The organism is Acinetobacter sp. Res13-Abat-PEC15-P4-01, assembly GCF_015676285.1.
Taxonomy (GTDB): Bacteria; Pseudomonadota; Gammaproteobacteria; order Pseudomonadales; family Moraxellaceae; genus Acinetobacter; species Acinetobacter nematophilus.
This window is the reverse complement of record NZ_JADAIN010000050.1, coordinates 111,924-138,313: the sequence shown is the minus strand read 5'-3', so window position 1 is coordinate 138,313 and position 26,390 is coordinate 111,924. Positions and strand designations below refer to the sequence as shown.

Annotated in this window: 27 protein-coding genes; 15 read left to right on the top strand and 12 right to left on the bottom strand. The window is 37.4% G+C overall.

The window, feature by feature from the left end:
* Positions 1–109: 109 nt before the first annotated feature.
* The 6 genes from IMO47_RS17670 to IMO47_RS17650 all read right to left on the bottom strand — a co-directional run bounded on the left by IMO47_RS17670 (position 110) and on the right by IMO47_RS17650 (position 3,592).
* Positions 110–706 carry a TetR/AcrR family transcriptional regulator gene (locus IMO47_RS17670; protein ID WP_196074816.1) on the bottom strand — a complete coding sequence of 199 codons (597 nt, stop codon included), beginning with the start codon at positions 704–706 and terminating at the stop codon, positions 110–112.
* A gap of 21 nt (positions 707–727) precedes the next feature.
* Positions 728–1,072 (bottom strand): SMR family transporter, encoded by a 345-nt coding sequence (locus IMO47_RS17665; RefSeq protein WP_196074815.1) that lies wholly within the window; start codon positions 1,070–1,072, stop codon positions 728–730.
* A 189-nt stretch (positions 1,073–1,261) separates the two neighbouring features.
* A complete protein-coding gene (locus IMO47_RS19805; protein ID WP_009586989.1) occupies positions 1,262–1,375 on the bottom strand; it encodes a hypothetical protein in 114 nt (37 codons plus the stop codon).
* A gap of 573 nt (positions 1,376–1,948) precedes the next feature.
* Positions 1,949–2,173 (bottom strand): hypothetical protein, encoded by a 225-nt coding sequence (locus tag IMO47_RS17660; RefSeq protein ID WP_004830522.1) that lies wholly within the window; start codon positions 2,171–2,173, stop codon positions 1,949–1,951.
* Between the two features lie 81 nt (positions 2,174–2,254).
* A complete protein-coding gene (locus IMO47_RS17655) occupies positions 2,255–3,253 on the bottom strand; it encodes an alpha/beta hydrolase (RefSeq protein ID WP_196074744.1) in 999 nt (332 codons plus the stop codon).
* Between the two features lie 123 nt (positions 3,254–3,376).
* Positions 3,377–3,592: a hypothetical protein gene (locus IMO47_RS17650; protein ID WP_196077794.1), complete on the bottom strand. Its 216-nt coding sequence runs from the start codon at positions 3,590–3,592 to the stop codon at positions 3,377–3,379.
* 321 nt (positions 3,593–3,913) lie between these two features.
* Between IMO47_RS17650 and IMO47_RS17645 the strand changes: the two genes are divergently transcribed.
* Positions 3,914–4,198 (top strand): hypothetical protein, encoded by a 285-nt coding sequence (locus IMO47_RS17645; protein ID WP_196077448.1) that lies wholly within the window; start codon positions 3,914–3,916, stop codon positions 4,196–4,198.
* 93 nt (positions 4,199–4,291) lie between these two features.
* Here IMO47_RS17645 and pepN read toward each other — a convergent pair whose 3' ends face one another.
* Positions 4,292–6,910 carry an aminopeptidase N gene (gene pepN, locus IMO47_RS17640; protein WP_196077447.1) on the bottom strand — a complete coding sequence of 873 codons (2,619 nt, stop codon included), beginning with the start codon at positions 6,908–6,910 and terminating at the stop codon, positions 4,292–4,294.
* Between the two features lie 503 nt (positions 6,911–7,413).
* On the opposite strand from pepN, the gene IMO47_RS17635 reads away from it, so the two are divergent.
* The 4 genes from IMO47_RS17635 to dsbG all read left to right on the top strand — a co-directional run bounded on the left by IMO47_RS17635 (position 7,414) and on the right by dsbG (position 11,568).
* A complete protein-coding gene (locus IMO47_RS17635; RefSeq protein WP_227552269.1) occupies positions 7,414–7,821 on the top strand; it encodes a hypothetical protein in 408 nt (135 codons plus the stop codon).
* Between the two features lie 90 nt (positions 7,822–7,911).
* Positions 7,912–9,921 carry a protein-disulfide reductase DsbD gene (dsbD, locus tag IMO47_RS17630; RefSeq protein ID WP_196077445.1) on the top strand — a complete coding sequence of 670 codons (2,010 nt, stop codon included), beginning with the start codon at positions 7,912–7,914 and terminating at the stop codon, positions 9,919–9,921.
* Positions 9,918–10,754, top strand: coding sequence for a TlpA disulfide reductase family protein (locus IMO47_RS17625; RefSeq protein ID WP_196077444.1), 837 nt, complete (start codon positions 9,918–9,920; stop codon positions 10,752–10,754). Before dsbD ends, IMO47_RS17625 begins: the two co-directional genes overlap by 4 nt.
* Positions 10,755–10,809: 55 nt before the next feature.
* On the top strand, positions 10,810–11,568 hold the full coding sequence (gene dsbG / locus IMO47_RS17620) for a thiol:disulfide interchange protein DsbG (protein WP_196077443.1): 759 nt from the start codon (positions 10,810–10,812) through the stop codon (positions 11,566–11,568).
* A 304-nt stretch (positions 11,569–11,872) separates the two neighbouring features.
* On the opposite strand, the gene hpaR is transcribed toward dsbG, so the two are convergent.
* The 3 genes from hpaR to IMO47_RS17605 all read right to left on the bottom strand — a co-directional run bounded on the left by hpaR (position 11,873) and on the right by IMO47_RS17605 (position 13,567).
* A complete protein-coding gene (gene hpaR, locus IMO47_RS17615) occupies positions 11,873–12,304 on the bottom strand; it encodes a homoprotocatechuate degradation operon regulator HpaR (protein WP_196077442.1) in 432 nt (143 codons plus the stop codon).
* A gap of 528 nt (positions 12,305–12,832) precedes the next feature.
* The gene (locus IMO47_RS17610; RefSeq protein ID WP_196077441.1) at positions 12,833–13,213 is read right to left on the bottom strand and encodes a hypothetical protein; all 381 of its coding nucleotides are present in this window, start codon (positions 13,211–13,213) and stop codon (positions 12,833–12,835) included.
* Between the two features lie 15 nt (positions 13,214–13,228).
* Positions 13,229–13,567: a hypothetical protein gene (locus IMO47_RS17605; protein ID WP_196077440.1), complete on the bottom strand. Its 339-nt coding sequence runs from the start codon at positions 13,565–13,567 to the stop codon at positions 13,229–13,231.
* A gap of 166 nt (positions 13,568–13,733) precedes the next feature.
* Between IMO47_RS17605 and umuD the strand changes: the two genes are divergently transcribed.
* Positions 13,734–14,273 (top strand): translesion error-prone DNA polymerase V autoproteolytic subunit, encoded by a 540-nt coding sequence (gene umuD, locus IMO47_RS17600; RefSeq protein WP_196077449.1) that lies wholly within the window; start codon positions 13,734–13,736, stop codon positions 14,271–14,273.
* Positions 14,274–14,354: 81 nt separating this feature from the next.
* A complete protein-coding gene (locus IMO47_RS17595; protein ID WP_196077439.1) occupies positions 14,355–15,557 on the top strand; it encodes a crosslink repair DNA glycosylase YcaQ family protein in 1,203 nt (400 codons plus the stop codon).
* Between the two features lie 146 nt (positions 15,558–15,703).
* On the opposite strand, the gene IMO47_RS17590 is transcribed toward IMO47_RS17595, so the two are convergent.
* Positions 15,704–15,883 (bottom strand): hypothetical protein, encoded by a 180-nt coding sequence (locus tag IMO47_RS17590; RefSeq protein ID WP_196077438.1) that lies wholly within the window; start codon positions 15,881–15,883, stop codon positions 15,704–15,706.
* 350 nt (positions 15,884–16,233) lie between these two features.
* On the opposite strand from IMO47_RS17590, the gene IMO47_RS17585 reads away from it, so the two are divergent.
* From IMO47_RS17585 to accC, 4 genes are all read left to right on the top strand, one after another.
* Positions 16,234–17,550: a Y-family DNA polymerase gene (locus tag IMO47_RS17585; RefSeq protein ID WP_196077437.1), complete on the top strand. Its 1,317-nt coding sequence runs from the start codon at positions 16,234–16,236 to the stop codon at positions 17,548–17,550.
* Positions 17,551–17,786: 236 nt separating this feature from the next.
* Positions 17,787–18,242 carry a type II 3-dehydroquinate dehydratase gene (gene aroQ / locus IMO47_RS17580; RefSeq protein ID WP_196077436.1) on the top strand — a complete coding sequence of 152 codons (456 nt, stop codon included), beginning with the start codon at positions 17,787–17,789 and terminating at the stop codon, positions 18,240–18,242.
* 17 nt (positions 18,243–18,259) lie between these two features.
* On the top strand, positions 18,260–18,679 hold the full coding sequence (accB, locus tag IMO47_RS17575) for an acetyl-CoA carboxylase biotin carboxyl carrier protein (protein WP_196077435.1): 420 nt from the start codon (positions 18,260–18,262) through the stop codon (positions 18,677–18,679).
* A gap of 16 nt (positions 18,680–18,695) precedes the next feature.
* Entirely contained in the window at positions 18,696–20,060 is a 1,365-nt protein-coding gene (accC, locus tag IMO47_RS17570) for an acetyl-CoA carboxylase biotin carboxylase subunit (protein WP_005031915.1), read from the top strand.
* A 136-nt stretch (positions 20,061–20,196) separates the two neighbouring features.
* Here accC and IMO47_RS17565 read toward each other — a convergent pair whose 3' ends face one another.
* Positions 20,197–20,691 (bottom strand): hypothetical protein, encoded by a 495-nt coding sequence (locus IMO47_RS17565; protein WP_196077434.1) that lies wholly within the window; start codon positions 20,689–20,691, stop codon positions 20,197–20,199.
* A gap of 254 nt (positions 20,692–20,945) precedes the next feature.
* Here IMO47_RS17565 and IMO47_RS17560 point away from each other — a divergent pair, with 254 nt between their 5' ends.
* From IMO47_RS17560 to IMO47_RS17545, 4 genes are all read left to right on the top strand, one after another.
* Positions 20,946–22,418, top strand: a complete 1,473-nt coding sequence (locus IMO47_RS17560; protein ID WP_196077433.1) for a GGDEF domain-containing protein — start codon at positions 20,946–20,948, stop codon at positions 22,416–22,418.
* Between the two features lie 22 nt (positions 22,419–22,440).
* On the top strand, positions 22,441–23,931 hold the full coding sequence (locus IMO47_RS17555; protein ID WP_196077800.1) for an amidase family protein: 1,491 nt from the start codon (positions 22,441–22,443) through the stop codon (positions 23,929–23,931).
* A gap of 318 nt (positions 23,932–24,249) precedes the next feature.
* Positions 24,250–25,128, top strand: coding sequence for a sulfite exporter TauE/SafE family protein (locus IMO47_RS17550; RefSeq protein WP_196075322.1), 879 nt, complete (start codon positions 24,250–24,252; stop codon positions 25,126–25,128).
* 142 nt (positions 25,129–25,270) lie between these two features.
* The gene (locus IMO47_RS17545) at positions 25,271–26,362 is read left to right on the top strand and encodes a 3-deoxy-7-phosphoheptulonate synthase (protein ID WP_196075321.1); all 1,092 of its coding nucleotides are present in this window, start codon (positions 25,271–25,273) and stop codon (positions 26,360–26,362) included.
* The last annotated feature ends 28 nt before the right edge of the window (positions 26,363–26,390 follow it).

Sequence of the window (26,390 nt, the reverse complement as noted above, 5' to 3'; positions counted from 1 at the left end):
TCCCTATCATGCAAGTTTTCAAGAATGGTATAGCGTTCTGATTGACAAGCGAATTCGTAGAGATGATGTATTGTCAATAATTTTTTAGCTTAATCGCATGACACATGTTTTATTCAAAATGAACTTTCCGCTCATCTTGCTGATAGGTTCTGGTTAATAATTCTTTTTTTATTTCCATATAATCATCTTGTTTTTTTGGCGCTAGGCTTTCAATAAACCAAAGCCCATCTGCGGCATAGCGTAAAATTTTTAATTCAATCGAATGGTCTGTTTCTACATGTTGTAATAATCTTTGTGTTAACCAAAGGTCCCATTTATCACTAAAGGATTTATCTGTCATCAATGTCATGCTTAGTGCACTCCATAGTGTATCTACTCCAAATGCTGAACTTAATGTGACCTCAATATAAGCACGAGTAAATCGACCATATTGAATGGTATCCTGTGCCATCACCTCACTGATTTGATCGTCAAGCTGTTGAATTAAAGCCTCAAGCATAGCTTCAATAAGAATCTGCTTGTTGGCAAAATGATGAAACACACCCCCTTTTGTAATGCCAGATCGAGTTGCAACAGTCTGAATTGAAACCCCATTCACACCCTTTTCTGAGGCCAAATACATCGCGTTTTCGATAATACGTTTTTTAACGCCCTCAGGATCTTTCTTACGCTGATAAGAATTCTGTACATTTTTACCGATATTCACGATATTCTGCCTACTCCTTGCTTAATGCCCTGAAGAAGTTGAAAATAGATTAATCACCAATACACCTGAAATAATTAATCCAATACCTATAATTGCAGCAATATCCAAACTCTGCTTGAAAATAAAATAACCCACCAAAGCGGTAAGAATGATTCCGACACCCGCCCAAATTGCATAAGCAATACCTAAAGGTATGGTTTTAATTACTTGCGAAAGTAAATAAAAAGAAATGACGTAAAACAGGACCACCAACAGGCTTGGGGCAAGTTTGGTAAACCCTTGTGATTTGACCAAAAATGTTGAACCTGTAACTTCTGCAATAATCGCAATCGCCAACAACATATAAGCAAATAAAATTGAGTTCATGGCTTGAACCAAAAAGATACCGAATGGTTGGTATGCTATATAATTTTAATTAAAAGTACAAATATCAGAGCATCAAAAATTATTGAAATTGTCTACGGTAATATTCTTCTCTATTTCTTGGTTTCATTATTTTTATAAAAAAGGTGGAATATCCATTTTCCCACCTTTTCTTCTTTCCATTTTGTCAACTTAGATCGGATTGATAAAGTAAAAAAATGAAATGATAAAGATCAAAACCGTTATCGCTAAAATTAGATAAGTATTTAAGGTATTGAAACTTTTTATAAAATTAAGAATTTCCATTTTCCTTCGTCACAAAATAAAACACTTTTTTATTTTAATATATTTTGTCACAATTTGTAAGATCATTAAGTATGATTAAAACTCAAAATACATATTTTCTTCATATTTATGTGATTTCGAACAATTTCTATTTGAGAAATAAAGATTTAAGCCATCTATTTTGAATGATAAACTTTATCATATAATTGTTTTTATTCAATAATCAATGCTTATTTTCATTCTACTCCTTAACTAAACACATATTTATGCAGCAGAAGGATACAGCATAGACATTGCAATTTAATTTAATAATACTTAACAGTGAATCAAGCAATAATTTGACCTTATGGTAAAAAAATAAAATAAATTAAATATTTAATTATATTATATATTTCAACAATATATGTTGGGAAAATTTATTGATCAATAATTTAAGAAAATTTTTATAATAAATCTATGATAACGAGGTGAAAATAAAGCTTCGAATCATATCAAGATTAAGCTTCACTGCTTAAATTTATTGTTTTAATCTATAAATGAGTTTTTCTCATGAATCTTAACACTCTTCCCTGAGTGTTCAACCTCTAAAAGCGTTTATTTCACTTCAAAATGATGCTTTTCAGTGACTAACTTAATCTTTATGTCTTTGTAGTAGCGAATCATTGGATCATTCACATCTTTTTTCAATGCATCGGCAAATTTATCTTCATTCATCAATTTTGCATACGTTTTATATCCAATCTTTAAAGTTTCAGCTTGCTTTCCAGACTGTTGAAATTCTTCAATACGCTTATTAATCTGCTTAACACTAATTTCCATCTTTGATTCCCCCACGAACACTTTATTTTTTTATAACACTGTTTTATGACAGTTCCATTTAAAAAGGGATTTTTTTTAAGTTTATTTCTGTAAATGCGTATTATTCTTTAGAAAATCCAGTGTTTTTAAGAATGTCTGTTGGCTGGCTTGTTTGCCTAAGAAAAATTGATATTCATGAACCAACCATTCTTTTGATTCTGGATAAAACACTGCTTTTACAGGAATCTGCTTTTCTTGTAGCGTTTTTACAAATGGGATGGACTGTGTTTCTGTCAAGAAATCTTTATTGCCCCCACTGATAAAAACCGGTGGATACTGGGATGTCAAATAATGAATGGGCGATAACATCTTTAGATTGTCAGCATTATTTTTTTGATTTCCTGTATATGCTTCTACAAGGGTATTGACTCCCCATTCAATCAATTTAATTTCGTCTGGTGCTGTATCTACAAACGCATTCATATCATAAATTCCACAATGCAAAATTAAACCTTTTACTTGGGATGGCTGAATGAGGGGGGTAAATGAAGACTGCTTTGCATAATCAACATTTGTGAGTAAGGCTGCATAATGGCTGGCTAAGTTCGCACCTGCAGAATCCCCTGCCAAAAATAATTGGTTTGCATCAATTGCGTATTGCTTGGCATTTAAATGAATAAACTGTAATGCTTGATTAATTTGATTGAGTTGAGCGGGATAAATGGAATCTGGTGCAAATTGATATTGTACTGACACCACGTTATAGCCTTGAGCTGCAAGTAACTTAAAATAACCTCTTGCATTGTCTTTGGCGCCAGAAATCCAGCCTCCACCATGAATCCAAACAATAGTCGGTCGTTGTGTTGACGGGTTAATATTCTCAGGTTGATAGAGATCAAAATTTAATCGGGGTGTGGTTTGATAAGCAATATTTTGATATACAACCACATGATCAGGTGCATGTTTGTCCATTAAAAATTGTTGAAAATGTGTTGATGTATCAAATACTCGTGTTATAACTCTGCTACTTTTCTGTACATTTTGACAAGCAGAAAGTGTGAGTAAAGATATTGCACAGATCAGAATATTAAATCTAAGCATTTTAAACTCAAAATGGACACTAACCCTATGATGGATGGGTTAAAACATATTGAAGTCAATATAACCTAAAATGAACTACTTTTCTTGCTATTTTAATCCACCCAAAATCAACAAAGTTTGTTGTCAAATTTTGGCAATTTGCTGGTGCAAACTCTGCAAAAACAAATCAGCCTCCGCTTTGGTTTGACATTTTTTATGATAAGTTCCATTCGCCTTTTGGCTATGTGGCGTATATTTAATATCTATAGAAAAATCTTGTGTAATCATATTTTTAGAAACATGTACTGCAATAATATGTAGAGAGTTTAGATAAAAACCATCTTCAATTTTAACCAACATTTTACAGCCTCAAATTTTCATATAATCATAAAATGTGAAAAAGCTCATAATGTGATGAGCCAACTATTTAAATAAATTAAAGATAAGTGTATCTCAGTTTAGCCAGGTTTTAAAATTTTGAATCTGTTTTTTATGTAACATAATTTAGACAAGGATGAATCAGATTTAAAACATAAAAGTTATTTTCAGTAAACTGATCTAAATTGTCTGACATTTTCTCAACATTGCTATTTGATCGGTGCTAGATTGAATAAATCGTGATATTTATCACATTACATAATAAAAGTTATTGTTTTGATCTCTTTTATGGAGGTTGTGAGTATGAATTATTTAATTATTTTGAATTCTCCACATCAACATCATTTTGAGGAAGTTCATAGACTGATCTGTGACTACGATGCTTCGATTCGTGTCAATCCTTCAACTTGGCTGATACATACCCATTATGATGCAACAATCATTCGCCAGCACTTAGCCAGCATTATTAGTATCCATGATTCGCTTTTAGTATTCAAAATTGATCAAGAACACTGCTTTGCCAATGATTTGGATTTAAACGATTGGATGGAGGATATCCACAATGAAACTGCCATCGGTCTTGAGTGATGACGGTTATGGATTTAGCCATCTTGCATTTGATTAAAACCAAGCTATCCCATTGATATTCAAAGGGATAGCAATAGCCTATTAGATGGTAAGTTAAACACTCAACATACTGTTTAATGTCTCACTGACATTTTTTGATTTCACTTGAGATTTTAATGCCTCAAGTGACGCCTTCACGTCACTGCGTTGTGGTTCAGCCAAAGTATACCAGCGTGTCAGTACCTGTAGTAAACGAGAGCCTACAATCGGGTTTTTCTCATCTAGATATTTAGCCAGGTCAACAAAATGTTGCACGCCGAAACTCCAGGTATTTACAGGATTAGCATTTAAACCGCCACTCACTGAACGTATACGGTTTGGTGTACCCAAATCATAGTCGACATGTGTAGTTAGATACTGGATTGTTTCAGCAGTTGCTTTTGGATGCGCAGCTTGAATCATAAACCATTGATCCAATGAAAGATCTTCGTCTTTAAAATGCGTATAAAAGTCCTGTAAAGCCGCTTCTGCTTGAGGGGCATCATTCCAGACTAAAACTTTCAAGGCACCCAAACGTTCCGACATATTCATTGAGTTTTCGTATTGAGCATAAGCCAAATCAAAAACTTCACTGTCACCTTGTCGTGCCATTAAACCCAGCATAATATTTTTCAAAGCACGGACACCCATGGCTTGTGAAAATTCATGCTGTGAATCTGGATCAAGTGATAAATAAGTATCTTTGGCAAAACTGCCCAATACTTTCGCCAATCGGTTTAAAAGCGCTTCTCGTGCTTCATGGACAATCAGTGGATTATAATCTTGGTCAATACGACTGCCCAAGTAACTTTCTGTCGGAACATCAAATAAACGAGATGCCAATAACGGATCTTTTTCAATCACATTCGGTAAAGTTTGTTGTATTGCATCTACATAGATTTGGGCATCGTGACCATCGATTAAAATACGCTCAAGTAAGGTTTGTGTCGCTTGCCACTGGTTAAACCCATTGGTTTCATACTGCAATAGGAATGCCAGTTCTGCATCTGAATAATTAAATTCAAGATTGACAGGTGCAGAGAAATTACGCAGCAAAGAAGCGATTGGCTTTTCAGTTATTCCTGTAAACTCAATACTCGCTTCTGCCTGATCAAACAAATACACGCCATCTTTTACCCCATTTTCAAATAGACGATCTGATTTCAGGGTATATTGCGCTCCAGTCTGGGCATTGAACAGGGCCAAAGCAACAGGAATAGGCACAGGTTTTAAATTTGGATATTTAGGATGTGCTTTTAAGGTTTGTTTAAAAGTTAAACGGTAGGTTTGAGTGGAAGCATCATATTCACCTTTGGCTTCAAGTTTTGGTGTGCCTGGTTGGTTATACCAAATGAGGAATGCTGACAAATCTACTCCTGAACCTGCTGTTAAAGCAGCAACCCAGTCTTCAACCGTCACAGCTTGTCCATCATGACGGCGGAAATATTCATCTGTGCCTTTACGGAATTTTTCTTGACCCAACAATGTGGACATCATTCGATTGATTTCAGCACCTTTCTCATACACTGTCGCTGTGTAAAAATTGTTAATCTCTACAAAATGATCTGGGCGTGGTGGATGAGACAGTGGACCTGCATCTTCTGGGAATTGATGTGCTTTCAGAACAGCAACATCATCAATTCGTTGTACTGCAGCGGATTGGAGATCTTCAGAGAAAGACTGATCACGGAAAACGGTTAAACCTTCTTTCAGACACAATTGGAACCAATCACGACAAGTAATACGGTTACCTGTCCAGTTATGAAAATATTCATGTGCAATTACAGATTGCACACGCATGATCGCTGCATCTGTCGTATATTCTTCATCAGCAAGCACACATGAAGTATTAAAAATATTCAGACCTTTATTTTCCATTGCCCCCATATTGAATTGGCTGGTTGCAACAATCATATAATTGTCTAAGTCATACGCTCGTCCATAATGTTCTTCATCCCAACGCATAGAATGTTTGAGTGCTTCCATCGCAATATGGCATTTTGGAATATCTTTCTCTTCTGCATAGATTTCCAAGGCAACATCCCGACCTTCTGAAGTGGTATAACGATCTTTCAATACCTCGAGATCACCAATCACACAGGCAAATAAGTAAGCAGGCTTTTTAGTGGGGTCCTGCCAAATTGTATAATGACGGTCCTCACCTGCTTCACCTGCTTCACCCGATTCAATCAGATTACCATTTGCCAATAGTACTGGATATTTTTTATCAGCTTCTACACGTGTCGTAAACACCGATAGTACATCTGGTCGATCGGGATAGAAGGTAATTTTTCGAAAACCTTCAGGTTCGTTTTGGGTTACAAATAAATCACTGCCAGCAAGATACAGCCCTTCAAGCTGTGTATTGGTTTCAGGATGAATCAGGACAACCGTTTCAACAATCGCTTGTTCTGGGGCATTACGGATGACAAGCTGTTCTGAATCCAACTTATACTCACTTTCAGTAAGTTGCTTACCATTAATTTTAATTGATTTTAATTCTAAATCCCGCCCCAGCAATACTAAATCACCATCGGTCTGGCGTTTCATTACTAATTTTGAACTTACATCGGTATGGTCATCATAAACTTGAATATCCAGATGAATAGAATCTACAACATAGGATGGTTTCTGATAATCTTTTAAATATATGGTTTGATCTGCTTCAACGGTGGGGTTTGCCGCAATATTCATATGATGTCCTAATCCTATTGTTGAGTTTAGACGTAGTATTGTGAATCTGATCATGCTTCAAATTTCACAATTTGTCTGTATTGTTTATTCATTTATATATGGGTCTGGTTGAAATTAATTTCAATCGTTTCAATGCAAAAAACGTGCGAGATGCCCTTTATTTATACAAAAATAGCGCTCTTGAATCACATTGCGTGTCAGGAAGTTTAGAAATGATTTCGATATGAAAATACTGAATCCTGATTTTTGAAAAAGTCAAGAAGCCTCATGTCTGAGCAAATGCACGATTCACTCAATACCATGAATGCGATTAAAATCCAATCAGACTTTTTAGTTTTCTAGCCTAGCGCACAATTAATACAGGATATAAAGGATTGAATAGCAGATCTCCCGCCTAGGTATCAGAACCTACAGTCCTATTTAGACAACATCCATTACTGGAAAATTAATAAACAATATCAATATAATATAGGGAAAAATATAAAATGCTTAGGCTATTTGTGATGATGTTATATCTCTTGAATCTATCCACGGATGCACATGCTACAGCATCATACTTTTGCTTTAAAACAGATCATCAGCAAAATATTTTGCTGGTTTCTGCTGAGGAATTTCCTGAAATCAAAACGATTCAGTATTATCCATATCTAAAAAGGATTGATTTGAAGTTCTCTCATTACGATGCAATAGACACAGCACGAGATCGACCAAGTGAATTTCACGACTTTTATAAAGAAATCATCGACAATCAAGTGATGGGAACTTATGAAGTGATTTATCAAGGTGCGATGTTCTCTACCATCAACCATACCGCTAAAAATAACCATCGCCCAACGAAATTCGAGAGAATTTATCATCTTGATCCAAACACACGGCAAAACTTGAATCGACAAGGTATTGATTGCTTTTAAACGATATTTTTACAAAGAAATACGCAGAATAATGCTTTCTTAATCTGAAATTATGGATAATGGCGTTAAACGAAACAAAGATATGTCATTATGAAGTTGCGAACATTGTTCAGTGTGTGCTGTTTTACTTGGTTAGGACTTAGCACGTTCACCCATGCAAATCCTGAATTTTTATCTCCAGATCAAGCTTTTCAATTTTCAGCAGAATCACTCTCAGAAAACAAAGCTCAATTAAATTGGACGATTGCACCTCATTATTATCTCTATCACGATCAATTCAAGGTCACTGTGAATAATAAAGCAGTACCCTTCAGTTTGCCTAAAGGACATATCAAAGATGATCCGACCTTTGGTAAAACTGAGGTTCACTATGAAAACCTGAGCACGACGATTCAGGTTAAACCCAATACGCAATATACGGTGATGTATCAAGGTTGCTCTGCTGATGGTTTATGCTATCCACTGCAAAGAAAAAATATTGCCACAGATGCAGACGGCTTATTGCCTCAAAACAATACTGCATCCAAAAATACGCTGAGCAGTCTGACAAATAAATCTTTGTTGACCCAAGCTGAAACTGCTCCATCTCAAGATAAAAATATTAAAACTGATTCTGATAAAGTAAAAATCTCAACACCGAATGCAGAAAAAACCTCAACGACAGCAAGTGCAACAAACACACAAAAAAGTATAGATGAAGATCAATCCACTGATGCAATTACAGCTGCTAATCAGGTACTGGGTTCAAGCGCTGTCATTACAACTGCATCCGCTTCTGCAAATCCAGATATAAATTCAGCAACAAATAGCAATACAACGTCATTACAATGGAATGATGATCAATCATTTTTTAAACTTTTGTCAAAAGATTCATTGTTTCTGAATTTATTGGTATTTTTTGGTCTGGGGATTTTGCTTGCCTTTTTACCTTGCTCACTGCCCCTCATTCCAATTCTTTCAGGAATCATTATTCAACGTGCAAAAGGCTATAAAGCGGTAGTGATTGCGCTTTGCTTTGTGGTGAGTATGGCAATCATTTACGCCATTATGGGAATCGTGGTTGCTGAGATCGGTTATAGTTTTCAACGCTGGTTCCAAAGCCCTTGGATTGTTTCATTATTTGCCGTGCTATTTGTCATATTGGCACTCAATCTATTTGGTGTATATCAACTCAATTTGCCACAATTCATCACCAACAAACTTAGTCACCTGCAGAACAATCAGAAAGCAGGAACCGTTTTAGGTGCAATCGTAATGGGAGCATTATCCGCACTGATTGTGGGTCCCTGTATGAGTGCTCCACTGGCTGGTGCATTATTATTTGTCTCACAAACTCAAAATGCTGCTTTAGGCGGTCTCTATCTATTTATTCTGGGCTTAGGCATTGGTTTACCTTTGTTTATTGCCAGTGTATTCGGTTCTAAATTATTGCCGAAACCCGGCTTATGGATGGACCGCATTAAAGTCAGCTTTGGCTTTGTGATGCTTATGGTTGCATTGTACTTTATCCGTCCAATGCTCGCTTCTACGGTTTATGCTGCAATTTTCGCTCTATTGTGTATCGCACTAGCAATCTACTTATTGATTGCTTTGCGTGACAGTGAAAAAGCTGTCAATAAAGCTATACTTGCCGTCATTGCCCTATTAAGTATTTTTGCAGGGCTTTGGAACATTCAACAAGGCTATGCAGCCTATCAAATTCAACACAGTCAATCCGAACATTTGATCTGGAAGAAAGTCACTACAGCTGAACAACTTGAAAGTGCATTGCTTCAAGCAAAACAGCAGAACAAACCGATTATTATTGATGTTTATGCGGATTGGTGTGTGGCATGCCAACCCATTGAAAAAGAAGTTTTCCCACGCGTCGATGTGCAGGATGCATTAAAGAACTTCACGCTGATTCAATTAGATTTAACTGAATATAATGCCTCACAGGACACTATTTTAAAACAACGTGAAATACTCGGTCCACCTACAATGCTGTTCTTGAATCATCATGCTGAAGAAATTCGTGAATTACGCTTCACTGGAACTTTCTCAGCACAACAATTGCTCAAACAGACAGCACAAGTGCAACAAATCTTGAAAACACAATGATCATGATCACCGCACAAGCCATTCATCTCGGACCATTCATGTTACCTTGGACGCTGACGATCTTGATGGTCGCCATCTTAGTCAGCGTCATCGCAGGAAAGTTGACTTACCGTTACTTTGGGCTGGACGCTTCACAGTGGTCAACCTTTAAAGATTCGATTTGGTCCGGGATTTGGCTGGGTTTATTATGTGCACGTATCGGCTTTGTACTATTAAATTTAGAAGTTTACTTAGACCATCCAATTGAAATCATCAAAATTCAAGACCAAGGGTTTAATCTTTATTTAGGACTCATTGCGGCTTTTCTATGGATCATATGGAAAAATCGCTTTCTAAACAAAAGCTTTGTCATATTGCTCCTCACAATATTTAGCCTACTGTGTGTTTCAGCTCATTACACCCATCAGCAAATACAACTGCGATATCAGCAATTTCCTGATGTTCAATTACTGAATTTGCAACAGCACCCCATCAAACTCACAGAATATCTAGGCAAACCGACAGTTATCAATTTATGGGCAAGCTGGTGTCCACCATGCAGACGTGAAATGCCTGTTCTCGATGAGGCACAAAAGAACCATCCCAACATCCAGTTTGTCTTTATTAATCAGAATGAAGATGCAAAAACTGTACAACATTATCTACAGCAACATGGATTGCATTTAGATCAAGTCCTGTTAGATGCAGATAGCCTGACTGCTCAAAAAATGGGAATGTTTGGTTTACCCAGTACCCTATTTTTTAATGCTCAAGGTCAGTTAGTTGATACACATATGGGAGAAATTACCCATGCGGTCCTACGTCAGAAAATTCAAAACATTATTTCAGAATAATTGATTTCATGACAATGAAGTAAAAATCATTGCGATTAACAGAGGAGTCATCTTGATGATTGATTTAAAAACACTGGGTATTTATTGTTTAAGCTTAGTCTTGAGTGGCTCACTTTTTGCCGCAGATGCTGATTTTCTCAAAAATAAACTTGAAAAAGAAGGTTATCACTTCGTTCAAAAAATTGATGCACCTGATGGATTGGAAGGTTGGACAGGTTATAAAGATGAATATCCATCTACCCTGTTTATCTCTAAAGATCAGAAACATTATATTGTAGGTGATCTATTTGATGCATCCGGAAAAAATTTAACAGAACAAGCAATTGATACACATGTTAAAGGTGCAGTGCTGGATGAAATTTGGAAAAGCTTAGAAAAATCCACATGGATCCAGGATGGTGATACAAACGCCAAAAAAATTGTCTATGTGTTTAATGATCCGAATTGTCCCTACTGTCATACCTTTTGGCAACACGCACGCCCATTTGTTGCCTCTGGACAAGTGCAGTTGCGCCATATTATGGTCGGCGTGATTCGCCCAAGTAGCAAAGGACAAGCAGCAACGATTTTAAACAGTGCAAATCCTGCTGAAATTTTTAAACAATATAATTTAAGCAATGGTAAAAACAAACTGGTTGAAATGAAAAACATTCCCAAGACATTAGCTGATCAGTTGGATGCCAATACTCAATTGATGGACAAATATGGATTTTATGCCACACCAGCCATGGTCTGGAAAGATGCATCAGGTGAAATCCAGAGCCAACAAGGTGCACCAAAAGATATTCAAAAATTATTCAAAGAATCTTTATAAATATTCGATTTAAAAACGAGAACTTAGCAATGATCAAATGATGATAAACGATCTTTATCACTCCTTCAGATTGATCTAGCAGGCATGACATGGATGTTCTGCTTATATCGAATTTTGTGATGGTGTCTTGGCTATAAAATGTTCAGTGCGTCAGGTAAAGCTTATTTCGACTTAAACTGTGTAATAGACCCAATATAGCGGGTTCGATCACACTTTGATTTATATCAAATTGAATACTTCTAGGTGAACGTACTCAAGTTTTTTCAAACTACGCCGTTGGTTTTAATCTGATTTCATCGTGTTTTCAATTGGGTTTTATTTTTGATAAATCATGCAGTAACTCCATCAATTGTTGAATTTTTTCAGCACCGTATTGCTCTTTAATATTTTTATAGGACGCTTCCATTTTTAAAGCTTGGGTTTCAAAATAATTTCGACCTGCTTGAGTAAGTTTGATTAAACTCACCCGTTGATCATGTAAATCCTTACTTTTGATAATTAAGTTCTGCTCAGCCATGCGATTGACAATGCCAGTTAAACTTGGTCTTAAAATACAAGTCAATTCTGCCAAATGGTTGTTCTCAAGCTCATCGTATTGGTAGAGTGTACAAATCACACGCCATTGTTGCTCAGTCAAGCCCATCTCATTTAAAGCAGGTCGAAAATAGGTTTTAGTGGCTTCACGTGCCTGTACCAGTGCTAAAGTTAGCGAAGGCGATAATCGAATTGTTTTCATAGAAATCCTTTCATGAAACTCATGCTAATGGATTGATGAATCGAGTTTTCATTCAATAGATCCAAATTGTTATACGACAATGATTTAAGTGAACTTTCTTTTTGTTACATCTAAATTTATATCAGATGTGAAATAAAATAAAAAATTAATTTTAATTAACAATCAAGTTTACTTTTTTTAATCCATCGTTTGAATCTGATATCTTTTTATTGGTGGAATCATGCAATATTATCTTTATTTTATTCAACACCTTATAACTACAAATAAATCAATTTTCATATTTAACACATCTATTTACTGTCAATAATAGCTTTATTTCTTCCATAAAAAAACTCGCAATAAAGCGAGTTTAGGATACATCAATCGCGAAATTGACGATTAAAACAAGATGAGACAAAGACCAGGGAAAATCAAATATCATCATGTTTCAATGCCTTTATTATTCATGATTTCTAAAAAACTTCCTTGTCATTTTCAGCCAAATAAATGTCATTTTCTGACAAAATAAAATTTAAATGACCCTATTGTTTATTTTTCAATCAAACAGAATTTCTCCAGTACCGCCCCTGAAACTTGCATACTCTGCTTTTGTCGATCCAAGAAATCATTGGCAATCATTAACATCATGTTTGCCGTATCCAGTTGCAAATTTTCTTGAGAAATTTGTGCAATCCCTCGATATGCCTCTAAACGAGAACAAAAAGCCTTTCTCTGTTGATTCGGGTCTTGGTCTTCCGTTACTTCATCATCTAGAATCTGTTTGGTTGCATTGACTTGGGCAGTATATGTTTGAATACGCTGGTTATATTCATCTTGTGTGAGCTTTTGCTGCTTGTTTTCAGCAAAAGCTGAGCTCATTAATCCAATAAAGATCATCACCAATAGCTGCAAAATAAATTTATGCTTCATAAGCAGACCTTTAATTTATAAGACATCAGCTTTCCAGACATCCTCATAATCATCTGCATCAATCATAAAACGAAAGCCTTGCTCCAAAGCCAAATAAGGGATTGCATCTGGAAAAACGTCTTCTAACTCTTTTACACTGATGACATCAAAGAAGTCCTCTCCTTCTTCTAACTCTCCGCCGTAAATAAACCATGCAACATTTTCAGCATCGGGTTGTTTACGTAAACCTACAATTGGTTCTTTATTCAAGGTGTGTTTAGCTATTGCAACCAGATCTGTTTCATTGACTTTGATATAACGTGAATCAAATTCTTCACAGACCAATTTTTGTTCTTCTATAAAATCCTGCAACATATCTATTCTCAAACAATCTGATTTTGTGAGATTGTAAGCTGACACTTTAACAATCACAACCAAATTCACATGCTGTTCAAACGATAGACAGCATTGCAAAAAATATATAATTTGCTAAACTTGATTTCGTAACATATTCAAATTAGGCTATTCGAGGTCAAACATGATGCCACAATCTTCACAGACAAAGTCTGAGTTAATTGATCTCGAAGCATATCCTCGACCTAAATCGACTCACCATGCTTTTTCCTTTAAAAGTACTATCTCATCTGAGGATATATATGCCCTACATCCCCATATCAAAATAGAAATCCCCTATCCACTTGAAACCGTTGCCGCTGGCTTTCCCTCTCCTGCACAGGACTATACTGAAAAGAAAATTGATTTGAATGAACATCTGATACATAACCCGATTGCAACGTTTATTTTAAAAGTAAATTCTTTATCGATGAAAAATGCGGGAATTGAAATTGGTGATGAAATTCTGATTGATCGTAGTCTAGATGCTGAACATGGAGATGTGGTATTGGCATTAATCAATAATGAATTTACCGTTAAACGTTTTATGCATAAAAAATTATCCACGGGTGCATATGACATCTGGCTTAAAGCGGAAAATCCCGATTTTCCCGATATTCATCCACATAGTGAAGAACAGATTATGATTTGGGGTGTGGTGACCTGTATTTTAAAAAAACTCAAATAAGCTGCAGAATGGAGCTCGCTGCCCATTAAAATCAAAACCAACTATTGCCTATATAATTAATTTTAAGGGAAATTAAATAATATGACTGAATTATTTAGACGTTTAGCGCTTTCGCATCAAGGTTTAATTTCTCCACCTAAATTTGGATTAGGCTTATCTGGAACACTTCAAGCAATCCGACATCTAGGTTATGTTCAAATTGACACTATTTCAGTCGTCGAACGTGCCCATCATCATATCTTATGGAGTCGTGTTCCAGACTATCAATCCCATTATTTGAATCAATTGGTACAACAACAGCATATTTTTGAATACTGGTTCCATGTAGCGTCTTATTTACCCATCCAAGACTATCGTTATGCACTTCCTCATATGACGTCCGTGCGTAATGGCGAACATCGCTACTTTAATCGGGGCGATCAACATTTAATGAATGAAATTTTAGCAAAAACCCGTGCTGAAGGTAGCATTCGTTTACGTCATATCGAGCAAGGCAATCGGTCAAACTCTGGGGGATGGTGGAACTCCAGCTCAGCACGCCGTTCAATCGATCAATTGTTTATGCAAGGTGATTTGATGATTTGTGAACGAAATGGAATGGAAAAAGTCTATAACCTGACTGAGCGCTGTCTTCCCAGCCAACTCGACCTCAGCATGCCAACGCTAGAAGAATATGCACGTTATTTATTCAACACTACACTGAGAGCACATGGCATATTTACCTGGAAACAATTACTGCATCTTAAAGTCGGCAGTCAAATTCGCGAAGCGATGCGTCAAATAGTCAATGAGCAACTGGAGGCAGGCGTGATCATCACCTTGTCCCAGTTAGGTTATACCGATAAAGAAAGTCCAAATATTTATATCAAAACCGAAGCTTTGGCACAAAAACCGCACCGTGAGTTGGAGGTTAAAATCCTCTCTCCTTTTGACAATCTCGTTATCCATCGTGAGCGTCTGCGTACTTTATTCAACTTTGACTATCGTTTGGAATGTTATGTGACACCTGCCAAACGGTCATTTGGATACTTTTGTTTACCTATTTTATATGCAGATCAGATCGTAGGACGTATTGACTGTAAAGCACACCGAGCCCAGAAACAATTTGAAGTCCTGAGTCTGCATTTAGAAGATCATTGTTTAAAAAATAAAGAGATAGATCATGCTCACTTGCTCAATGCACTGAATAATGAATTACATCGTTTTGCGCAATTTAATCAATGCCCTCAAATTAAAAACCAACCCAATCAGCTTTTTAAGCAGGTTGTAAAACAGCTTTCATGACATGGACAATCATCTCAAATCTGTCATTGAAAGCGAATTGAATACCATAGTCATAGAGTGACCTAAAATAAGTACAGCGCCGCAATCCTGAATTGAGGCGCTGTACTTATTTTGATCGAATTAATTTAAGTCACAATCCTAATTTCCTACTTTTGCTGAGGTTTGTTCTGACTTTGTTGGTTATGTTGTGCCTGTTGGTTTGACTGCTGATTTTGCTGCTTCTGTTGGTCCTGCTGACTCTGTTGCTTTTGCTGTTGATTGGACTGGTTAGGTTGACCTTGTTGATCATTCTGCTGATTTTGTTGCTGGTTGTGTTGATTAGCCATTTTCATATCCATCCTTTTTAAATATTGGGATATGCCGTACAAATCGACGACAACTGTTAATTTAACGTGCTCAGCAGTGGAAACAAGCGTATAGATGTTTCATTTTTCGACATCGTAAACCATCATCTGAGATTCATGTTTTAAAAGAACAACTTCTAGGTTCGGGTTGTTTACGTGAATTACTTAAACCATGATGAAGCACAACAATCCTTACAAAGCACTGTATCTATGCATTGTCTAGTAAAATTTTCATGCTGTGAAATTCAACGTGTCCACATCTATTTAAATTTGAATTTATTTTAAACTTCTTTTAATATTTCATTTGAATTTGTAACTTTTTCAAGATCATCATGAGTGAACAAATTTTTGCTTTAATCGACATCAACAATTGCTATGTCAGTTGTGAGCGTGTATTTAATCCCAGCCTAAACAACCGGCCTGTCGTCGTATTAAGCAATAATGATGGTTGCGTTGTTTCACGCAGCAATGAAGCCAAAGCACTCAATATAGATATGGCTGTACCTTGGCATGAAGTTGAAAAATCAGCGAAAAAGGCAGGTGTTATCGCCTATTCAAGTAACTATGCTTTATATGGTGATTTTTCAGAACGTTTTTTTAAAACACTGAAAACCTTTTTTAAAGAGGATGATCTAGAACCCTACTCAATTGATGAATGTTTTATTAATCTGAGCTCTTATCGAGACCTATTTGATTTAGAAAGCTATTGCCGAAGATTGGTAAAAACCATTCAAAAATGGTTAGGTTTACCCTGCTGTATTGGCATTGGATATAGCAAGACTCAAGCCAAGCTTGCCAACAGTTTTGCCAAAAAGCGACATGGATTTGAGAGTGTTTGTGATTTGACTGGCTTAGATTTATGCAGCTTTGAGGCTTTACTACTCGAAACCAATGTTGCTGAGGTATGGAGCATTGGACGTAAAACCAGCAAACGTTTGCAAGCATATAATATTTATAATTGCTATGACTTAACTTTTGCCAATGAACATTACCTAGCACGAGAGTTCTCAGTGGTCATTGCACGTACTATTCGTGAGCTAAAAGGTCAATCCTGCATTGCTCTGGACGATCCTGAAATTCCCTCTAAACGGATTCTTTCTTCTCGAAGTTTTGCCTCCGCATTGAATAATTCCGAAATCATCAAACAGGCGATTATTTTTCATGTCAATCGGGCGCATCAACGTCTCACTCGGCAGCAACAACTCTGTGCTGTGATACACGTCTCTCTGTATGAAAAAATTGCTCAAGCACCTTATAAAAAAGCACAAAGCAGCGTTGCAGGCTTGCAATATGCAACAGATGATTTGATGACTTTAACCAAGGCTGCATTACAGCAAATTGATGTTTTATTTAAAGAAAATACCAGATATATAAAAGTCGCCGTGATGCTTTCAGCCCTTCATCACAAAAGCCAACACATCAATGACTTATGGCATCCCGTAGACCTTATTCAGCAACGCGATCAACTCATGGATACACTTTCCAATATGAAGCAGCGCTTTGGTTCTGATTGTATTCAAGTCGGTTATCATTCCACCAGTGAAACATGGAAAATGCGTCAACAAAATCGCTCTCCAAGTTATACCACACGCTGGAGTGATATCTTATGTATTGATGATAGTCATATGGCTGTTACACAAATCAAATGAATAGTTTTGGTCACTCAGTTTAGAATGGAAGCACTTAAAAACAATGCATGAAAATGTCATATTTTAACATTGCCATTTAACGACAAAATTTACATTATATATGCCGTACTAGGCACAGCATTTCCGCGACAATTCAAAGAAAATATAAAGTATTTGTGGAAAAACATGCCATAATATGCAAACTTTGCAGACATCTTGCAAAGACTTTTTGCAATTTTTGAATTGGAGCAGTCTCAATGAGTTCGACCATTTTGGTCATTCACGGACCAAACTTAAACTTGCTAGGAAAGCGCGAACCAGAGGTCTATGGTCACCTCACATTGGATGACATTAACCAACAACTCCTAATGCAAGCTCAGCAAGCCAATATTACTTTAGATACTTTTCAAAGCAATTGGGAAGGTGCTGTAGTGGATCGTATCCATCAAGCACAACGAGACGGCGTTAAAATCATTATCATAAATCCTGCCGCTCTTACGCATACTTCCGTTGCCGTACGTGATGCCCTTTTAGGGGTCGCCATCCCTTTTATTGAAGTACATCTTTCTAATGTTCATGCACGTGAACCATTTAGACATCATTCTTATTTATCAGATAAAGCCGTTGGCGTTATTTGCGGTCTGGGTGCTAAAGGCTATTCTTTTGCGCTCGATTACGCTATCGACAAAATTCAATCTTCAACTCAATCATAATTTAGGAATACGAACCCATGGATATTCGCAAAATTAAAAAGCTCATCGATTTGATGATCGAATCTGATCTTCAAGCAATTGAAGTGAAAGAAGGTGATCAATCGATTGCTTTAACTCGTCGTAATCCTGTGGTTGCCGCTGGTGTAGCACCGATTGCACTCCCGGCTGCTGAAGCACCTGTAGTTAAAGCTGCCTCTCGCGGTGCGGTAGAAACCTCACCTATGGTCGGCGTGTTCTATTCTGCACCGAGTCCGGGTGAAGCTCCATTTGTGAATGTCGGTCAAACTGTTTCTGCGGGTGAGACTTTAGGTATCATCGAAGCAATGAAAATTATGAACCCTATTGAAGCAACTCAAAGCGGTGTGGTTGAAGAAATTCTTGTAAAAAATGGTGATGTAATCCAGTTCGGTCAACCTTTATTCCGCTACCGCGCGTAATACCTCGGGGGTTGATATGTTGCAAAAAGTTTTAATTGCAAACCGAGGTGAAATTGCACTCCGCATCACTCGCGCCTGCAAAACTTTAGGGATTAAAACAGTCGGAATATATTCTGATGCTGACAAAGATTTAATGCATTTACGTTTTTGTGATGAAGCGGTATGTATTGGTCCAGGTGCAAGTAGTGAAAGTTACTTAAACATTCCTGCGATTATTACAGCCGCAGAAATTACTGGTGCAGATGCAATCCATCCCGGTTATGGTTTTTTGTCTGAAAATGCTGAATTTGCTGAAATTGTAGAAAGTTCAGGTTTTATTTTCATTGGTCCACGTCCTGAACACATTCGCCTAATGGGCAATAAAGTTTCAGCAATTACGGCGATGCGTAAAGCTGGTGTACCGACAGTTCCAGGTTCTGCACATGCAGTAACACCAAACAATGCTTTGGCTGAAGCAAAAGAAATTGGCTTTCCATTGATCGTCAAAGCTGCCTCAGGGGGCGGTGGTCGTGGCATGCGTATTGTTGAACGTGTGGACACCCTACTTGAATCTGTCCAAGCTGCGCAGCGTGATGCTGAAATGTGGTTTGGGGACGATACCGTTTATATGGAACGTTTCCTGCAAAAACCTCGGCATGTTGAAGTTCAAGTTTTGGCAGACGGGAATGGTCAAGCAATTCATTTATATGACCGTGATTGTTCATTACAACGTCGACATCAAAAAGTACTTGAAGAAGCACCTGCACCAGGTCTACCGGAAGAAGCTCGCGCCCACATTTTAGAAGCATGTGTAAACGCTTGTAAATTAATGCAATATCGTGGGGCTGGTACATTTGAATTCTTATTTGAAGATGGCGAATTCTTCTTCATTGAAATGAATACACGTGTTCAGGTTGAACATCCTGTAACTGAACAAGTCACAGGCGTAGATATTATTGAACAGCAGCTGCGTATTGCAGCCGGTCTAGGTCTTAACCTTCAACAAGAAGATATTAAGATCGAGGGTCATGCAATTGAATGTCGTATCAATGCTGAAGATCCGTCGACCTTCTTGCCTTCGCCCGGTAAAATTGAATCGTTCTATGCACCAGGGGGCGCAGGTATTCGCTTAGATTCGCATATCTATCAAGGATATAGCATCCCGCCATATTATGATTCAATGATTGCAAAATTGATTTCTTACGGTAAAGATCGCGATACCGCAATTGCCCGTATGAAACAGGCTTTAGATGAAATGATTCTGACGGGGATTAAAACCAATATTCCATTACATAAAGATTTGATTCTAGAAGATAAAAACTTCTGTTCACAGGCAATGGATATCCATTACCTTGAAAAACATTTATTAAAGCAACTTCAAGGTCATGAAAATGACGCTTAACTGATTTTGTTTTACAAAAAAACCTCTGTAAATCAGAGGTTTTTTTCTATCAATAAAATTGACCTGTCGCTAACGCAATTACGTATCAGCACAAAATCTTCAAGTATTCACCTCGGTCAAATTAATCATTTAAATCCTAAGGCAATACTTTTCGCAAAGTGGCAAAACATTGATCACCTTTGTCAGACGCACAGAAGCTCATGGTATTTTTATTAATCCACTTTACATAATACTGCGAGACATCCCCGGTTTGATCTTCTTTACGACCAGAGCAATCAGTTTCATTATTTTCATAACGGATTTGCATAATCAATGCAGGTGGTTTTTCCAAAGTATTGTCAGGTGATGGTTGATAATCGAAAAGTCCAACCGACCATTCTTTGGCACTGTTGACCACAACCTCATTGGAACCTCGAAAATTATAATATTCGATGCATTTTTTATTCTCAGGAATTTCCATTCCCCATAAGCCTAAAATTTCTGGCCGTGTACTAATTCGAATGGTACTGGTTGTATTTGTCGCCATCACATTATTAGTCGTTGTTGCTTGAGCGCGTGGAGGTGCCTCATCAGCTTTAGTGTAAGAAGAAAAGCCAAGCAGTAAAGAAATTATAAGTGCTGTTTTTTTCATACCCAATCTTGTATGCCAAATTTTATCTTATATAAACTATCATATATTTATAATAAAACATGTAAAATTAACCATATAAGAACAATCTTTATCCGGCCTCACCTCCAAAATATATGTTTAATATGCTGAATTAAAGGCGATTAAAGCTATTGATTTATCGATATATATAGATATGATGATCATTACTACCTTAAAGACAAAGCCACGTGACTTGGAATTGGAATTAAGTATTCTTCTAAAAATAGGTTAGTCATTTGCCACGAGCGATACCATATTTAAGTCAAACATTTAAGGACAATATTTCTGCATTTTTTCTGATTGCAGTGATCATATTTGCCTGTGCTTTGGCTGGAATATTGGGTAGACCGCTCTCCTTCCTCGCTATTTTTTGGCCAGCAAATGCTGTCTTGCTTGGACTTTTTTTAAGATTCCATTCCCTTAAAAATATCGGCGGGTGGTTAGGCGCATTTACAGGTTTTATGCTTGCAGACCTGATCACTGGAAATAGCTTTTCAGTGACCTTATTTTTAACCTTGGCCAATCTATCACACGCTTTGGTGACATTGTTACTCATCTATTTTTTTAAACTGGACTATAAACAATACAATAAAGGTTTAACATTTTTATATCTTTTTGGCATCAGTGCGTTTGGGGGGTGTCTCGCCGCAGCTACAGTGGCTTGCTTAACGGTTTCTCACTTACCCAATACCTTTATGTCTATGGATCGAATCTGGATTGACTTTGGGATGTGGTGGACTGGAGAAATTCTCAATGTGATTGCATTTTTACCAATTGTCTTGGCGATTCCAAACCGTACAACATTACAGAACTATTTCCAAGAATTTAAGCAACAACCTATTCAAGTTCAAATCTTTTTACCTTTTCTCGGTGTTGTTTTTTCAGTAGCACTCACCCACTTTTTTATCGGTCCTGGCGCAATCATGTTCCCCATTGCGGCATTGATCTGGGCTGCACTCAGTTATAATCTATTCTTTGTCTCGGTCATCAACTGTGGGGTATGTATGCTTTTGTATAATGCATTGACCTCATACTATATTACCCAGTCACCTGATGCTTATTTAGAAACCACTCTTTCCGTTCGAATAGGCTTATTCATGCTGGCGCTGGGACCGTTGACGCTGACCATTATCAGCCGTAACCGACAAAAGCTATATCATCAGATTTTATATCTCGCCAACCATGATGGTTTAACAACCACACTAAATCGACGTTATTTTTATGAGGAAAGTGAACGCACAATCGCCAGAAATACTGAAAAAACCGTACATAGTGTGGCGATATTGCTGCTGGATCTGGATCATTTTAAAAAAATTAATGATCAATACGGACATATGATTGGGGATTATGTATTGCAGACATTTTCCCAACAAGTAAAAACGCAGCTGCGTGCCCATGACTTGTTTGGTCGTTTAGGGGGAGAGGAATTTGCAATTTTACTGAAAGATTTAAGCTTAGAACAAAGTATTGCGATTGCTCAACGCATCTGTAATACAACCTTCGATACCCCCATTGATTTAGATGATCAACGCACACTTCATATCAGCGTAAGTATAGGTTTGAGTTATCAAACATTACCCTACTGTATTCCCTTTCAACAGCTCATCAAACGTGCAGATGCAGCACTGTATCTAGCGAAAGAAAGAGGACGAAACCAACTTTGTTTGGAAACAGATATTCAGCAAGATCAAAAATTATTTGCCCAATAAACTTAAATTGCGAGGGACTGCAATGAAATATTCAGAATATATTCAATATGATGGCATTGGTTTGGCACAGTTGGTAAAAAGCAAACAGATACAAGCACATGAATTGCTTGAAATCGCCATTCAACGTGCTGAACAGGTCAATCCTAAAATCAATGCCATCGTTATTCCAATGTATGAACAGGCAATGAAAAATGCAGATAACCACCATGCAGGTCACTTTTCTGGCGTTCCTTTTTTATTGAAGGATCTCCATCAAGAGTTCGCAGGGGTGGCAACATCTTACGGTTCAAAATCTTTTAAAAATGCCCAGTATATTGCTAAAGAAAACGCAGAAATCGTTACGCGTTGGATTAAATCAGGGGTAGTGACTTTTGGTTTAACCAATTCACCTGAATTTGGCATTAAAGGCATCACTGAACCTGAAGCATGGGGAAGCTGTAAAAACCCATGGAATCTTAAATATAACAGTGGTGGCTCATCAGGAGGAGCTGCCTCCAGTATTGCTGCTGGGATTGTGCCGATTGCCGGTGCCAGTGATGGGGGTGGATCAATCCGTATTCCCGCCTCGTATTGCGGATTGTTTGGACTAAAACCCAGTCGAGGTCGCACGCCTTGGGGACCTCAAATTAGTGAAGCCATGCACGGTGCAGCAATGCAGCATGTACTGTGTAAATCCGTACGAGACAGTGCAGCAATGCTGGATGCAACACAAGGTCCAGATCATAGTGCACTTTTTAATATTCAACATCCCACAGAAAGCTATTTAGAGATTATTCAAAAAGCACCAAAAAAATTACGGATCGGTTTTTCAGTCGCTTCGCCTATCGGTACTCATGTATCACAAGATGCCGTCAATGCCATTCAAAACACAGTAAATCTGTTACAGTCTTTAGGGCATATTGTTGAAGAAGCCTCACCCCAGATAGATGGTATGGCTTTGGCTAAAGATTTTATTACCACATGGTTTAGTCAATGTGCCTATACCGTAAAACAGGTTAAACAACAATTTGGTGCCAAAGATCAAGATTTTGAATTAGATACCTTAGCAATTGCTGCATTTGGTGCTAAAGCATCTGCATTGGATTACATCAATAACCTGAATAACTGGGGAGTTTATGTAACGAAAATGAATCATTTTTTTAGCCAATATGATTTATTTCTCATCCCCTCCACTGCATCTGTTGCACCTAAAAATGGCGAAGTCAAAACACCTGCTTGGCAAATTCCTGTTTTAAAGGCTTTACTAAAAGTTGACCAAGCACACTTATTGGCAAAAGGAAAACTGGTTGAACAATTGATTAAAAATAATTTGCAATGGGTCCCTTTTACACAACTGGCGAATATCACGGGCTTACCTGCCATGTCTGTACCTTTGTACTGGAATAAAGATCATTTACCCTTAGGCTCTCAATTTATCGCCCCATTTGGACATGAGGATACGCTATTGCAATTGGCAGCACAGCTAGAACAAGCACAGCCGTGGGCAACACGCTACCAATCCATCAAGATATGAATTTTCCGCTTGTAAATATTCATATAAATTTTAATCCCTTATATGAATATTTACATATTTTTTAATGTCTATCTCGTTTAATTAAAGCTTTACATTCTCAAATCCAAAACCAAATACCTCGACAAAGAATAAAACACCCAGTTGTTGCTTTATTTCTTATAAAACAGCTTGATAATTTAATCCGCCCTTTAAAAAATTAAACCTTTTTAGGAAAATATGCTTTAGCACTTTTTTGCATAAGCAAATCAACAATCAAGACAACCACTTATACAAAAAAGTCATAAGATATGCCTGTTTTTTGATATCTGGCAATAAGTCATGTTTGGTCCTGTTGAGTTTATTTTAGCTGGCGTTTTAGTTGGTTTCTGTGTAGGTATTACGGGTGTAGGTGGTGGATCACTGATGACCCCCATTTTAATTAGCCTATTTCGAATTGAACCACACATCGCCATCGGAACAGACCTCCTCTATGCTGCGATTTCAAAGTTCTGCGGCTCACTTGTACATGCTAAAAAACTCAATATTGTCTGGCCAATCGTATTTTGGCTCGCTTTAGGCAGTGTTCCGGCATCGTTTGTGACCCATTGGATTTTAGAAAACTATTTGAGTGGTTCAACACATTACAAAGCCATCTTAACGATGGTGTTGGGATTTATGCTGACTCTAACAGGTCTATCGATCATGTTTCGTGCCAGAATTGAAAAGTTTTTTGCCAAATTTCGTGCAGAGAAGCAGGATTTCCATGCGGCAAATCATTTTAATATTGAGGGCAAGCGGCTTTATGTCGTACTCATGGGTATTGTACTGGGTGTATTCGTGACGCTTTCCTCTGTAGGGGCAGGTGCTTTTGGGGTCATGGCATTAATTCTGATGTTTCCCAACTTACCGATGATTCGCATCATTGGTTCAGATGTGGTACATGCAGTATTACTCACCTCTGTAGCCGGTTTTGCCCATATGACTTCAGGCAATGTAGATTTTCAGTTACTTGGCTGGTTGTTGGTCGGGTCTATTCCTGCCATCATCGTTGGGACATTAATCAGCTCGAAAATGCCTGAAAAAATGATTCGTAAAATACTTGGAGTCACGCTCTTTGCCTTGGGCGTTAACTTTATCTTAAATCCGGTTAAATCAAAACCTGTTGAAAAACCACAGACCGTCATGGTGACTCAAACGGCTCAACAGCAGCAGGTTTAAATTTAATCTTTTATTGATAACTTATCCTTATGAATTGGCTATGAAGTTTTAATGATTTATTTATAACAAAACTTGAACCAATTCATGTTATATTCTGACCACTAAAAATACTTTCTGTATGTTCTAATACCCAGTGACGGCAATGAATACATTAAATTCAAATCCAATTATTCAATCAGATATTGATGACGTGAATGTCCAAAGCATTCAAACGCTTGTAACGCCAGCTGAACTTAAAGCTGAACTTCCATTAAATGAAAATGCCTACCAAACCGTACTTCACGGTCGTGAAACCGTACGCAATATTTTGGATGGTAAAGATAAACGTCTCTTTGTTGTGATTGGTCCTTGCTCGATTCATGACCCTGTAGCTGCACATGATTATGCAGATCGTTTAAAAGTATTAAGCGAAAAAGTAAAAGATACCTTGTATATCATCATGCGAGTCTATTTTGAAAAACCTCGTACAACTGTAGGTTGGAAAGGTTTGATCAATGACCCGGATATGAATGATTCTTTTAATATTGAAAAAGGTTTACGTTTAGGACGTAAATTGCTGCTTGAGTTAAATGATAAAGGTTTACCTTGCGCGACTGAAGCCTTGGATCCGAACTCTCCTCAATATTATCAAGATCTCATCTCATGGTCTGCCATTGGCGCACGTACCACAGAAAGCCAAACCCATCGTGAAATGTCATCCGGTTTGTCTTCACCTGTAGGTTTTAAAAACGGCACCGACGGTGGCTTAACTGTTGCAACAAACGCAATGCAATCCGTGAAGCATGGACATAGCTTTTTAGGTCTGAATAACGAAGGTCAAGTTTCAGTGATTCGCACCAGCGGCAATCCATATGCGCATGTTGTATTACGTGGCGGTAATGGTAAGCCGAACTATGATGCAGGCTCAGTGGCCGAAGCTGAAAATGCCCTCGCAAAAGCTAAAGTCAGTACTAAAATCATGATTGATACCAGTCATGCAAACTCAAACAAAGATCCATATTTGCAACCATTGGTATTGAAAAATATCACTGAACAAATCCTTGATGGGAACAAATCGATTGTTGGCATCATGGTTGAAAGTCATATCAAAGGCGGTCGCCAAGATATTCCAGAAAATCTAAGCGATTTGGAATACGGTAAATCAGTGACTGATGGCTGTATTGACTGGGAAACGACAGAAAAAGCATTGCTTGAAATGGATGCAGCCTTAAAAGATATTTTACCAAATCGTTAATTAGTATGAAAACGCCATCTACATAGAT